Below are 12,569 nucleotides of genomic sequence, written 5' to 3'. Positions count from 1 at the left end.
CCGCCCGATCCGACAGGATGATCTTATGCGAATTGTGTTCACGACCGTCCTCCTCGCGCTGAGCGCCATCGCCACGGCGCTCTCGGTGTCGGCGTTGCCGTACTACGACTGGAAGGCGGGGCAGCTCGAACCGCTCGTGTTCGTCACGGCGGGGCTGTGGGCGCTGTTCGCGCTGTCGCTCGTGACGTTGCGCGGGGTGAGCGGGCGCGCATCCGTAGTCCTGGTTCTCGTCGGCAGCCTCGCGATCGGTGTCGCCGCCATGGCCGGTCCGCCGAACACGAGCACCGATTCCGCGCGCTACGCCTGGGACGGCATCGTGCAGAACGCGGGCATCTCCCCCTATACCTACGTTCCCTCCGACCCCGCGCTCGAAGAGTTGCGAACCGACTGGCTCTTCCCCGCGCCGGTCGACGGAGAGTGCGTGGGCGAAAGAATAATGACGGTGGATGAACAGGGCACCGGCGATCTCGTCTGCACCGCCATCAATCGCGCCACCGTGCCCACCATCTATCCCCCGGCGAGCGAACTCGTGTTCGCGGGGGTGCGCGCGATCACCGGTGCCGGACCCGAGTACTGGCCGTCGCAGCTGCTCGGTCTGCTCGTCAGCCTCGGTGTAACGGTGCTGTTGCTTCGGGCGCTGCAGAAGTCGGGGCGCGACCCGCGCTGGGCGGCGATCTGGGGCTGGAGCCCGCTCGTGGCGACCGAGGGCATCACGAACTCGCACATCGACATCGTGAGCGCGCTGCTGTTGCTGGTGGCCAGTCTCCTCGTGGCGTCCGGGCGCAGGTGGCTGGGTGGCGCGGCGCTCGGCGCGTCCATCGCGACCAAGCTGATCCCGGTGATCGGTGCGCCCGCGCTGCTCGGCCGGCGCCCGCTGCGGGTGATCGTGGCATCCGTCGCCGTCTTCTTCGTGCTCTACATCCCCTATGTGATCGCCGACGGCATCCAGGTGCTCGGCTACCTGCCCGGCTACCTCACCGAGGAGGGCTACGAGAGCGGCACCCGGTTCATCATGCTGTCGCTCGTCGCGCCCGGCCCGGCAAGTCTCGTGCTCGCGGCTGTGCTCATCGCCGCGACCGGCGCGCTGGTCTGGTGGAAGACCGACCCGGCCAATCCGTGGCTGGGGCAGCTCGTGATGATCGGCGTCACCCTGCTCGTCGTCACGCCGCGGTACCCCTGGTACGCGCTGCTGCTCCTTCCGATGATCGCGATGACGGGCCGTTGGGAGTGGCTCGCCGTTCCGCTCGCGCTCACCGAGCGCCTGCTCATCCCCTCGGTCGACCTCGCCCGCATCTCGGTGGCCGTCGCGATCGTGTTCATCGTCGTGATGAGCATCCGGCGGGCCGGTTGGGTGATTGTCAGCCCCCGGGAATCCGCGGAACTGGCACCCCAAAAATAACGGAACGGTAACAGAAGCAACTCATTCCAAACCCTTTTCTGGAGGAGACCGAACTCTCATCACGACCGAAAGTTCGCCCCAACAGCAAAGGATCACATCATGCGCAAGTTCTACAAGGTCACCGTCGGCATGGCCGCAGCAACCCTCCTCGTCGGAGGCCTCGCCGCCTGCTCCACGAGCACCGAGTCGTCCTCGAACGACGAGACGTCGCCTTCCGCTTCCGAGGAAGCCGACCCCACGCCCCTGGCCTCGATCCCCGCCCTTGACGGCGTCGACACCCAGGTCACGCTCGACGCCGGCTTCGTCGAGGCCCTCACGTCGCTCAACCTCACGCCCGGCGTGACCGGCACCGCGACGCTCGACGCCGCCACCGGAACCCTCGCCTTCCCGATCACCGGCGGAAACGTCGACTACTACGACCCCGAGCTCGACTACCGCCCCTACGTCCAGGGCGAGATCGACCACATGGGTTCGGGCATCACCCTCACGGGTGGCGACACCGTCGTCGGACTCTCCGACTTCAAGATCGACCCGGGCACCAGCCGCCTCACCGGCACCGTCACCGCTAACGGCGAAGAGGTCGGCACCGACGTCTTCATCTTCAACCTCGACGGCACGACCCTGAACCCGCTCGCAGAAGACGCTGACGGCAACGCCGTTCTCGAGGGAACCACCGTGCTCGTCAGCTCTGACGCCGCGGCCCTGCTGAACGAGACCTTCGGCACCGACGCTGTCACCGACGAGCTCGTCGTAGGCATCGCGAAGATCACCGCCAAGGCTGCCGAGTAATACGGCACCGACGCTACGAGAAGGCCCGCCCCGCGCACCGCGGGGCGGGCCTTCTCGCGTCATACCCTCAGGCAGATAGCGGATGATGAGAGGCATGGGGGCTCCACGATGACTGCGACGCTCGAAACCGAACCGGTCGTCGTCGACCGGATCCGTGGCATCCGCACCAACCGGTTCTTCGCTCCGGCGCTCGTGGGGGTGCTGGGTCTGGCCATTTCCCTCGCCGGGATCGGTGAGGCCTCGATCTGGTACGACGAGTCGGCGACGATCATCTCCGCGACGCGCAGCTGGGAGCAGCTCGGCGCGATGATCGCCAATGTCGACCTCGTGCACGCCCTCTATTACGCCGTGATGCACGTCGTCTTCGACGTCTTCGGCTACTCGCCGCTCAGCCTCCGCGTCCCGAGCGCCATCGCCATCGGCGTCGCGGCCGCCCTCACCGTCGTCCTCGGCCGCATCCTCGACAGCCCCCGGCTCGGCGTACTCGCCGGCGTCGTGTTCTGCCTGCTCCCCCGAGTGACCTGGGCGGGAACGGAGGGACGCTCCTACGCCACCAGCGCGGCCCTCGCCGTGCTGCTCACGATCGTGCTCGTGCTCGCGTCGCGATCGACGGGAAACCGCTGGTGGGCGCTGTACGCCGCGCTCGTCGTCGTGTCCTGCCTCGTCTTCGTCTATCTGGCACTCGTCGTTATGGCCCACGCGGTGACGATGGCCTGGTGGGTCGCCTCGGACCGGTCGCGCGCCTGGCCGCCCGTCGCCCGCTGGGCGCGCTGGACGGCCCTCGGCACCGCCATCATCGTTCCTTTCGGGGTCGCGGTGATGGGCCAGAGCGGCCAGGTGCAGTGGATCAATCCCCCCGGCAAGAACACCTTCCGTGAGGTTTTCGAGAACCAGTGGTTTTACACCAGCACCGCGTACGCGATCGTCGCCTGGATGCTGCTCGCCGCCGGAGCCTTCCTGCTGCTGCGTTCGGGCCGCGGCCTCTCCCTCGCCTCCGTGCTCCTGCCCGCCCTCGTGGTGCCGACCGTGGTGCTCCTGCTCGTGAGCGCCACGTCGACGCCCGTCTTCAGCCCGCGCTACCTCATGATGAGCACGCCGTTCGTGGCCCTGCTGATGGCGGTGACGATCGAACGGATGCGACCCCGCGGGCTCGCATCCGTCGTTTTGCTCGTGCTCGCCGCGCTCGTGGTGCCCCAGTTCGTCGCCCAGCGCCAGCCCGAAGCGAAGGAGAAGACCTCCTGGATCGCCATCGCCGACCTGATCGCGAGCCAGCGGGCCCTCGACGGCCCGGATTCGACGACCGCGATCGTGTACGGGAACCTGCAACGCCACCCGACCGCGACCTCCCGCGTGATCGCCTACTCGTACCCCGACGCATTCGCGGGAACGATCGACGTCACCCTCGGCACCCCCGCCGCCCAGACCGGACAACTATGGGAGACCCGCATCCCGCTCACCGAGGGCCTGCCCCGGCTCGCCGACGCCGACGTCGTCTACCTGATCACGAGCGAGTCCCGCGACGCGCGCCCGGAGACGACGGACACCCTGCGCGCGGCCGGGTGGAACGTCGCCGAGGAATGGGGAATCCCCCTGATCAACGTCGTGCGTTACGAACGCGGTTGAGAATCAGGCGACCCGCACCTGGATGGTGTGCCAGCCCTCGGCGCCGTCCGGCACGACCTCGACCCGCTCTTCGGTCTGGGTGAAGCCCGTGGCATCCGTCGCCCGCACTTCGATCGTGTGGTCCCCGCTCGTCGCCGTCCACTCGATGAACCACTGCCGCCAGGTGTCGGCCGAGATGGCTTCGGCGAGCGTCGCCTCCCGCCACGGTTCGGTGTCGATGCGCACCTCGACGCGTTCGACGCCCACGTGCTGCGCCCAGGCAACCCCGGCGATCGCCACGGTTCCGGGCTGCAGCGAGACACCGAACGCCGGCACGTCGATGCGCGACGACGTCTTCACCGGCCCCTTCGCCGACCAGCCGCGGTCGGTCCAGTAGGCGCTCTCCTTCGCGAACGTCGACACCTTCAGCTCGACGACCCACTTGGTGGCCGAAACGTAGCCGTAGAGGCCAGGCACGACCATCCGCACCGGGTAGCCGTGCTCGAGCGGCAGCGGTTCGCCGTTCATACCGACGGCGAGCAGGCTGTTGCGTTCCGCGTCCTGCAGCACCTCGAGCGGGGTCGTGGCGGTGAAGCCGTCCTGGCTCGTCGACAGCACGACGTCGGCGCCCTTTGTGGGCACGGCACGCGCGAGCAGCTCACGGATCGGGTACCCCAGCCACTTCGCGTTACCGGTGAGGTCGCCGCCGACCTCGTTCGAGACGCACATGAGCGTGACGTAGGTCTCGACGAGCGGCAGGGCGAGCAGTTCGTCGAAGCCGATCTCGATCTCGTTCTCGACCATGCCGGTGATACGCAGTCGCCAGTCGTCGGCGTTGATCGACGGAACCTGCAGCGCCGTGTCGATGCGGTAGAAGTCTTTGTTGGATGTCACAAGCGGAGCGATGCCGTCGATGTCGAGCTCGGCGCCCACCGGGATCGGCGGCGCCGCGGTCGCGGGGGCGGGAAGTTTCAGCGCCGAGCGCACGGCGTTCACCGCGGTGGTCCCGGCGTTCATCGCCCGCGCGGCGACGCCGGCCACGACCGAGGCGGCCGCGGTGGCTCCCGCCATCACGAAGAACCCGCGGCGCGACACCGCCGCGTCGGAGAACTCGCGCACCTCGCCCGACGACTCGGCCGCCACCCAGCGGTGCAGCCGGTCGACGCCCACCCGCAGCACGACCACTCCGAGCACCATGCTCAGCACGGTGGGCACGGCCCAGATCGCGTCGGCGTCGGCGCGGGTGACCACGGCGAAGGTCGCGATGCCGCCCACGAGAACGAGCCCGACGATGCCGAACGGCGGCCTGCGGTACTCGAGGATGCCGACGCCGGCGGCGAGCAGCGCAACCACGACGCCGAGGGTGACGAGCAGCACGACCTTGTCGTCCGTGCCGAAGAGCCCGATCACGAGCGTCTTGAGCCAGCCGGGCACGAGGTCGATCACGAGCGAGCCGACGGCGAACAGCGGGCTGGCGGCGGGGGCGAGGAACAGGGCGGCGACCTCGGCAAGGGCGAGTGTCGCGGCGGCGGCGATCAGGCCGACGAGGGCGGCCCACAGGTTCTGACGACGCCCTGACATTGTGCCTTCTCCCCCTACCCGCCGACGCGGTTCTCGCGCAGTCTACGCACTCATGATGCGAGCGCCGTGCACGGGGCCGGTGGCCCGCACGACGGTGAGGCGTGCGGCGCTCAGCGCGATCTGCAGCTCGAGCGCGGTGTCGAGATCGGCGGCGAGGAAGGCCACGGTGGGGCCGGACCCGGAGACGATTCCGGCGAGGGCGCCGTTGCGTTCGCCGAGCTCGAGCACACCGGCGAGCGAGGGCTGCAGGTGCAGCGCGGGCGCCTGCAGGTCGTTGTACAGGGTCTCGGCGAGCATGTGCGGGTCGCCCGCGCGCAGCGCCTGCAGAACGTTGGTGTCGACCGACGGGGTGATCGACGCCGGGAAGATGTCCTGGGCGTGACGGTCGCGGTGCTTGTCGAGTTCGTTGTAGACGGCCGGGGTGCTGAGTCCGAAGTCGGCGAGGGCGAGCACCCACTGGAACTGGCCCTTGGCGAGAGCCGGGCTCAGCTGGTCGCCGCGGCCGGTTCCGATCGCGGTTCCACCGGTGAGGGCGAACGGCACGTCGGCACCGAGCTGCCCCGCGAGGGCGAGCAGCTGGTCGCGCGGCACCTGGGTGCCCCACAGGGTGTCGCACGCGAGAAGGGTGGCAGCGGCATCCGCGGAACCGCCGCCCATTCCGCCCGTGACGGGCACATGCTTGTCGATGTGCAGGCTCACTCCGCCGCGGTAGCCGGTGCTGCGGGCGAGCAACTGCGCGGCCTTGATCGCGATGTTCGAGGCGTCGGTGGGAACCCGCGAGAGTTCGACCGTGCCGGTGACGCGCACCGAAAAGTCGTCGGCGTGGGTGGCGCGCACGTCTTCGTAGAGCGACACCGCCTGATAGGCGATGGCGACGTCGTGGTAGCCGTCGTCGAGAAGCGCACCGACCCTGAGGAAGACGTTGATCTTTCCCGGCGCGCGAACGTGCACCGCGGTTGGGGTGGCCGACGAGGTCATTACTCCAACCTAGCCGAGCCGGGGAGCGCGCTAGACAGTGCTAGGCGACGGCCCCTCGGTGCGGGCGATGGCCAGGAAGTCGAGAACGGTGAGCTCTTCGCCGCGGCTCGTCGGGGCGAGTCCCGCGGCTTCCAGACGGGCGGATGCCACGGAGGAGTCGCCGAGCACGACCGACAGCGACTGCCTCAGCATTTTGCGACGCTGCTGGAAGGCGGCGTCGATGATCGCGAACGTCGCGAGACGCTCCTGCTCGGTGCCGGGGAGCTCGGCGCGTTCGAACCCGACGAGGATCGAGTCGACGTTGGGCACCGGCCAGAACACCTGGCGGCTCACCTTGCCGTGCGTCTTCCACTGCCCGTACCAGGCCGCCTTCGCGCTCGGCGCCCCGTAGACCTTCGAGCCGGGCGGGGCGGCGAGCCGCTCGCCCACCTCGGCCTGCACCATCACGAGTCCGCGGGTCAGGGTCGGGAAATGCTCGAGGAAGTGCAGCAGCACGGGCACCGACACGTTGTACGGAAGGTTGGCCACGAGCACGCTCGGCGCGTGCGGCAGCTCGGTGACCTTCATCGCGTCTTCCGTGATGACCGTCAACGTTGCATCCGGCTGCAGCTCTGCGACGGTGACCGGCAGCTGGGCCGCGAGGCGCTTGTCGATCTCCACGGCGACGACGTCGGCGCCCGTCTCGAGCAGGCCGAGGGTGAGCGAACCGAGGCCGGGGCCGATCTCGACGGCTGTCTCGCCCTTCACCACGCCGGCGACCCGCACGATGCGGCGCACGGTGTTGGCGTCGATCACGAAGTTCTGGCCGAGCTTCTTGGTGGGCTGGATGTCGAGCAGCGCGGCAAGGTCGCGGATTTCGGCGGGGCCGAGGAGTGTCGCCACTAGGTCGTGCTCTCTGGGTCGGGGTCGTCGAGGTAGGGCAGGCGGATGGCGCCGGTCATCGGGGGCATCTCGAAGGTGGGGTCGGTGTAGGCGTCGCGCGGAGCGGTGACCGGCTCGGCATCCCACAGCCCGTAGACCTCCTCGGTGTTCGAGGTGATCTGGGCGGCGAGCATCGACACGTCGGTGCCGAGGTGCTTGGCCATGCCACGCAGGGTGTGCGGCAGCATGTACGGCGAGTTGAGGCGGCCGCGGTACGGGTCGGGCGTGAGGTATGGGGCGTCTGTCTCGACCAGTAGCAGGTGTCGCGGCGCGACCTCGAGGGCCTCGCGCAGGTCGTGCGCGTTCTTGAACGTGACGGTGCCGGAGAACGACAGGTACCAGCCGTTCTTGACGGCGATGCGGGCGAGGTCGGCGTCGCCGCTGAAGCAGTGGAAGACGGTCTTCTCGGGAGCGCCGACGCGCAGCAGGGTCTCGATCACGTCGTCGTGGGCGTCGCGGTCGTGGATCTGCAACGCCAGCCCGTGCTTCTTCGCGATCTCGATGTGCGCCTCGAACGAGCGGTGCTGGGCGTCGCGTCCCTCTTCGCCGGTGCGGAAGTAGTCGAGACCGGTCTCGCCGATGGCGCGCACGCGCGGGCGGCCGGCGAACTCGTCGATGGAGGCGAGGGCGTCGTCGAGGCTGCCGGCGGCGGCGAGCCGCGGGGCCTCGTTCGGGTGCAGGGCGACGGCGGCGAGCACGCGCGGCTCGATCGCGGCCAGTTCGGCCGACCAGAGCGACGACTCGACGTCGGTACCGACCTGGACGACGCCGCGCACACCGACGCTCGACCCCTTGTCGAGGTGGGCATGGTAGTCGAGTGTCTCGGTCCCGGGTACGCCGGAGGGGTCGAGGTGCGTGTGGTTGTCGTAGATGCCGACGACGAGTGCCTCCGGCACCGATGCGTAGGTCTGGTCACTCATCACGCGCTCCTGTCACTATCCGGCGACCTCGCTCGGTTCGATGCGAGGGAAGAGGGGTTCGAGCGTGCCGAGCCGGCTGCCGGCGGCAAGCTGGCCCCAGTGTCCGGCGTCGACGATCACCTGGTCGGTGAGCTCGCCGAGTCCGGCGGGCGCGCCGAGGGCGTTCCAGAGCTTGGCGGTGGCCTCGGGGATCACCGGCGACAGCAGCACGGCGAGCGAACGCAGGCCCTCGGTCGCGGTGTAGAGAACGGTGCCGAGGCGCTCGCGCGTCTCGTCCTTCTTCGCCAGCACCCAGGGCTCCTGGATGGTGATGTAGCCGTTCAGTTCGTCGACGATGGTCCAGATGGCCGAGATGGCGTCATGGATGGCGAGCGTCTGGATCGCGGCATCCGCATTCTCCGCCGCCGACTTCACGACCGACTGCACCTTGAGGTCGTCGGTCGTGTACTCGCCCGGCGACGGCACGAGGCCGTCGTAGTAGCGGTTGACCATGGCGATAACGCGGGAAGCCAGGTTGCCGAAGCCGTTGGCCAGTTCGCTCTGGTAGCGCGCCGAGAGGTCTTCCCAGCTGAACGAGCCGTCCTGGCCGAAGTTGATCGCGCTCATGAAGTAGTAGCGGAACGCGTCGACGCCGAAGGTGTCGGTGATCTGGCTCGGGGCGATGCCGGTGAGCTTCGACTTCGACATCTTCTCGCCGCCGACCAGCAGCCAGCCGTGGCCGAAGACCTGCTTGGGCGGCTCGAGGCCGGCGGCCATGAGCATGGCGGGCCAGATCACGGCGTGGAAGCGCGCGATGTCTTTTCCGACGAGCTGCGTCGCGGGCCAGCGGCGCTGGAACTCCTCGTCGTCGACGCCGTAGCCGATGGCGGTGATGTAGTTGAGCAGCGCGTCGAACCAGACATAGAGCACGTGCGAGTCGTCCCACGGGATCTTGATGCCCCAGTCGAAGCTCGACCGTGAGATGGACAGGTCGCTCAGGCCCTGCTTGACGAACTGCAGGATCTCGTTGCGCACGCTCTCCGGCTGGATGAAGTCGGGGCGCTGCTCGTAGAGGTCGAGCAGGCGCTGCTGGAAGTCGCTCATGCGGAAGAAGTAGTTCTTCTCCTTGAGCACCTCGATCGGGCGCGAGTGGATCTTGCAGACCAGCTGGCCGGCGTAGTCGCCGGTCTCGGTCTCCATGAGGTCGTCGAGCTGCTTGTACTCCTCGCAGCCGACGCAGTAGTAGCCCTCGTACTCGCCCGAGTAGATGAACCCGTCGTCGTAGAGCTTCTGCAGGAAGATCGTCACCGCTTCTTCGTGGCGCTTGTCCGTCGTGCGGATGAAGTCGTCGTTACGGATGTTGATCGTGTTGAGCAGGGGAAGCCAGGCTTCCTCGACGAGCTTGTCGGCCCACTGCTGCGGCGTCGTGTCGTTCGCGACCGCGGTGCGCAGGATCTTCTGGCCGTGCTCGTCGGTGCCGGTCAGCAGCCAGGTGTCGTCACCGCTCTGACGGTGCCAACGAGCGAGTACGTCGGCCGCAACTTCGGTGTACGCGTGGCCGATGTGCGGCACGTCGTTCACATAGAAGATGGGCGTCGCAATGTAAAAGGAATCACCGGCGGCCATGACTTCATCCTAAAGGTCGGGCGCGATTGTTACCGCGCCGCTCACCTGTCGGTTGAGTAGGTCGCTCCGCGACCGTATCGAAACCGCATGCCGCGCCTAGCGTGCGGCTAGCGCGCCCTCGTACAGGTCGCGCTTGCTCAGTCCGGTCTGCTCGGCGACCTCGGCGGCCGCCTCCTTGAGTCGCGAGCCCTCGGTGACGAGCTTGAGGACCTGCGCGATTCCGGTGGGCAGATCGGATGTCGCGGGGGCGGCGCCCTCCACGACGATGCAGATCTCCCCGCGTGCCCCGTCGGCGAAGTAGTCGGCGACCTCGCGCGCCGTGCCGCGCTTGACCTCTTCGTGCAGCTTCGTCAGCTCGCGGCACACCACGACCCGGCGGTCGTCGCCGAGGGCCGTCGCGATGTCGGCGAGCGCGTCGCCCAGCCGGTTGGGGCTCTCGAAGAAGACCATCGTGCGTTCCTCGCGGGCGAGCGCGGCGAAGTAGGCGACGCGGCTCTTGCGCGGCAGGAACCCCTCGAAGCTGAACCGGTCGGTGGGCAGGCCCGAGACGGCGAGCGCGGTGAGCACGGCGCTCGGTCCGGGCAGCGCGGTGACGGTCACACCGGCGGCGGCCGCGGCGGCCACGAGTGGGAAGCCGGGATCGCTGATGGCGGGCATGCCGGCGTCGGAGAGCACGAGCACGTCGGTCTCGCGGGCCAGTTCGGCGATCTCGGCGGCCTTCTGCGTCTCGTTGTGCTCGTGCAGGGCGATCAGGCGCGGCCGGTTCTCGATGCCGAGCGCGCGCATGAGGTGGATCGTGGTGCGGGTGTCTTCGCTCGCGATGATCTCGGCGTTGGTCAGCGCCTCGATGAGCCGCTTCGACGCGTCGCCGAGATTGCCGATCGGGGTCGCCGCGAGAATTATCACGCCCCAGTCTCCCACGTGCCAAATGCAGGAGATTTCGGCGGCGAGCCCCGTCCCGCCCCTGCAACGTGTGACTCGACGTGAAATCTCCTGCATTTGGCACCGAGGGGCAGTAAGTACGATTGCGAGGTGAGCCAGCCCGACGACACCCGCACCGACGCGACGAGCCGCGCGTTCGACGCCCTCGTCGAGCCGACGGGCACGACGGGCGAGGTGCCGAACGTGCCGGCCGCCCCGCACGTTCCGACCCGCATCGACGCCTGGTTCGGCCGTGTCATGGCGAGCGCCCGCAACCGGCGGCTCTACCACTGGGGTGCCCCGGCGCTGGTCGTGCTGGTCGCGGCCGTGACCCGCCTGTGGAATCTCGGCTCCCCCGCCACCCTCGTGTTCGACGAGACCTTCTACGTCAAAGACTCGTGGACGCTCTGGAACCTCGGCTACTCCGCCGCCTGGCCGCCCGAGGCCGACACGAGCTTCAACGCCGGCATCACCGACGTCTTCGAGACCGCCCCGTCGTTCGTCGTGCACCCGCCGCTCGGCAAGTGGATCATCGGCGTCGGCATGGCGGCGTTCGGGCCCGACAGCAGTGTCGGCTGGCGCATCAGCACCGCCGTGATCGGCATCCTCGCCGTCGTGTTGCTGATGGTCATCGCGAAGAAGCTCTTCGACTCGACGCTGCTCGCGGTGATCGCCGGCGGCCTGTTCGCCATCGAGGGCAACGCGATCGTGATGAGCCGGGTCGCCCTGCTCGACAACTCGCTGATGTTCTTCGCGCTACTCGGCTTCGGCGCCGTGCTGCTCGACCGGGCCTGGGCCGAGCGGCGGCTCGACCGCTGGATCCGGTTGAGAACGGATGCTGCCAAGGGAATCGACTGGGGACCGCCGCTGTGGTGGCGTCCGTGGCTGATGGCCGCGGGGGTCGCCTTCGGACTCGCGTCGGCCGTCAAGTGGAGCGGCTTCTACTTCCTCGCCGCCTTCGCCGTCTACACGCTGGTCGTCGACGCGCTCGCCCGCCGCCGCGCCGGGGTCTTCTTCTGGGGCTCGGGAACGCTGCTGCGCCAGGCCCCGGTGAGCTTCCTGCTCACCGTGCCGATCGCCGCGGTCGCGCACATGACGAGCTGGATCAGCTGGTTCACCACCGACAACGGCTACTACCGGCACTGGGCGGAGGAGGCCGGCAACGCCTGGACCGGCGCACTCGCCTGGATCCCCCTCGACGTGCAGAGCTGGTGGCACTACCAGGCCAGCGTCTACGCCTACCACGTGGGCGAGATGCGTCCGCATTCCTACCAGGCCAACCCGCTGAGCTGGCTCTTTATGGTGCGCCCCACGAGCATGTACTGGCAGTCCTCGGTTCTCGGCGAGAACGGCTGCGCGAGCGACGCGTGCGGCGCATCCATCACCGGCCTCGCCAACCCGGTCATCTGGTGGGCCGCGACGGCGGCGGTCGTCTACCTCGTCTACCGCCTCGCGCGATACCGCGAGTGGCGCGTCGGCCTCATCCTGATGGGCGTGGCCGCGGGTTACCTGCCGTGGCTCGGCTACCTGCAGCGCACGGTGTTCCAGTTCTACACGATCGCCTTCGAGCCGTACCTGATCCTCGCGCTCGTCTTCGTGATCGGCCTCGTTCTGGGGCGCAGAACGGATGATGCGTGGCGACGCGACCAGGGCATCCGGTTCGTCCTCCTCTTCCTTCTCCTGGCGACCCTGATCAGCGTCTTCTTCTGGCCGCTCTGGACGGGCATGCAGCTCGACATGCGCTGGATGCAGGCGCACTGGTGGCTGCCGACCTGGCGCTGACCCTCGCACTGGGGGTGAGCGAATTCGACTACGAAGCGTAGCGGATGCCCCGGCTAGGCCAGACTGTCTGT

General features: G+C 68.6%; 10 protein-coding genes. 4 read left to right on the top strand and 6 right to left on the bottom strand.

Annotation, left to right across the window (positions count from 1 at the left end; all coding sequences use genetic code 11):
- The first annotated feature begins 25 nt into the window (after positions 1-25).
- The 3 genes from IEV96_RS15775 to IEV96_RS15765 all read left to right on the top strand — a co-directional run bounded on the left by IEV96_RS15775 (position 26) and on the right by IEV96_RS15765 (position 3,811).
- Entirely contained in the window at positions 26-1,399 is a 1,374-nt protein-coding gene (locus IEV96_RS15775; RefSeq protein ID WP_188511687.1) for a glycosyltransferase family 87 protein, read from the top strand.
- Positions 1,400-1,498: 99 nt separating this feature from the next.
- Positions 1,499-2,188 (top strand): hypothetical protein, encoded by a 690-nt coding sequence (locus tag IEV96_RS15770; protein WP_188511686.1) that lies wholly within the window; start codon positions 1,499-1,501, stop codon positions 2,186-2,188.
- Positions 2,189-2,296: 108 nt separating this feature from the next.
- Positions 2,297-3,811, top strand: a complete 1,515-nt coding sequence (locus IEV96_RS15765; RefSeq protein ID WP_188511685.1) for a glycosyltransferase family 39 protein — start codon at positions 2,297-2,299, stop codon at positions 3,809-3,811.
- A gap of 3 nt (positions 3,812-3,814) precedes the next feature.
- Here the strand turns inward: IEV96_RS15765 and IEV96_RS15760 are convergent, their stop codons facing one another.
- The 6 genes from IEV96_RS15760 to rsmI form a co-directional block, all read right to left on the bottom strand.
- On the bottom strand, positions 3,815-5,371 hold the full coding sequence (locus IEV96_RS15760; RefSeq protein WP_188511684.1) for a molybdopterin-dependent oxidoreductase: 1,557 nt from the start codon (positions 5,369-5,371) through the stop codon (positions 3,815-3,817).
- Between the two features lie 42 nt (positions 5,372-5,413).
- A complete protein-coding gene (locus IEV96_RS15755; RefSeq protein WP_188511683.1) occupies positions 5,414-6,349 on the bottom strand; it encodes a 4-(cytidine 5'-diphospho)-2-C-methyl-D-erythritol kinase in 936 nt (311 codons plus the stop codon).
- Between the two features lie 30 nt (positions 6,350-6,379).
- Complete coding sequence (gene rsmA / locus IEV96_RS15750; protein WP_188511682.1) at positions 6,380-7,231, bottom strand: 16S rRNA (adenine(1518)-N(6)/adenine(1519)-N(6))-dimethyltransferase RsmA; 852 nt, start codon at positions 7,229-7,231, stop codon at positions 6,380-6,382.
- Positions 7,231-8,190 carry a TatD family hydrolase gene (locus IEV96_RS15745; RefSeq protein ID WP_188511681.1) on the bottom strand — a complete coding sequence of 320 codons (960 nt, stop codon included), beginning with the start codon at positions 8,188-8,190 and terminating at the stop codon, positions 7,231-7,233. Before IEV96_RS15745 ends, rsmA begins: the two co-directional genes overlap by 1 nt.
- Before the next feature lie 15 nt (positions 8,191-8,205).
- The gene (metG, locus tag IEV96_RS15740; protein WP_188511680.1) at positions 8,206-9,795 is read right to left on the bottom strand and encodes a methionine--tRNA ligase; all 1,590 of its coding nucleotides are present in this window, start codon (positions 9,793-9,795) and stop codon (positions 8,206-8,208) included.
- Between the two features lie 96 nt (positions 9,796-9,891).
- Positions 9,892-10,701, bottom strand: a complete 810-nt coding sequence (rsmI, locus tag IEV96_RS15735; RefSeq protein ID WP_188511679.1) for a 16S rRNA (cytidine(1402)-2'-O)-methyltransferase — start codon at positions 10,699-10,701, stop codon at positions 9,892-9,894.
- Between the two features lie 126 nt (positions 10,702-10,827).
- Here rsmI and IEV96_RS15730 point away from each other — a divergent pair, with 126 nt between their 5' ends.
- Entirely contained in the window at positions 10,828-12,498 is a 1,671-nt protein-coding gene (locus IEV96_RS15730) for a dolichyl-phosphate-mannose--protein mannosyltransferase (protein WP_229733456.1), read from the top strand.
- The last annotated feature ends 71 nt before the right edge of the window (positions 12,499-12,569 follow it).

The organism is Conyzicola nivalis, assembly GCF_014639655.1.
Taxonomy (GTDB): Bacteria; Actinomycetota; Actinomycetes; order Actinomycetales; family Microbacteriaceae; genus Conyzicola; species Conyzicola nivalis.
This window is presented reverse-complemented; position numbering and strand designations above follow the sequence as displayed.

Bases quoted from the DNA above. Each gene is read 5' to 3' on its own strand.
- IEV96_RS15760 (WP_188511684.1), bottom strand. From the start codon at position 5,371: ATGTCAGGGCGTCGTCAGAACCTGTGGGCCGCCCTCGTCGGCCTGATC.
- metG (WP_188511680.1), bottom strand. From the start codon at position 9,795: ATGGCCGCCGGTGATTCCTTTTACATTGCGACGCCCATCTTCTATGTG.
- IEV96_RS15755 (WP_188511683.1), bottom strand. From the start codon at position 6,349: ATGACCTCGTCGGCCACCCCAACCGCGGTGCACGTTCGCGCGCCGGGA.
- IEV96_RS15770 (WP_188511686.1), top strand. From the start codon at position 1,499: ATGCGCAAGTTCTACAAGGTCACCGTCGGCATGGCCGCAGCAACCCTC.
- IEV96_RS15765 (WP_188511685.1), top strand. From the start codon at position 2,297: ATGACTGCGACGCTCGAAACCGAACCGGTCGTCGTCGACCGGATCCGT.
- IEV96_RS15745 (WP_188511681.1), bottom strand. From the start codon at position 8,190: ATGAGTGACCAGACCTACGCATCGGTGCCGGAGGCACTCGTCGTCGGC.
- IEV96_RS15775 (WP_188511687.1), top strand. From the start codon at position 26: ATGCGAATTGTGTTCACGACCGTCCTCCTCGCGCTGAGCGCCATCGCC.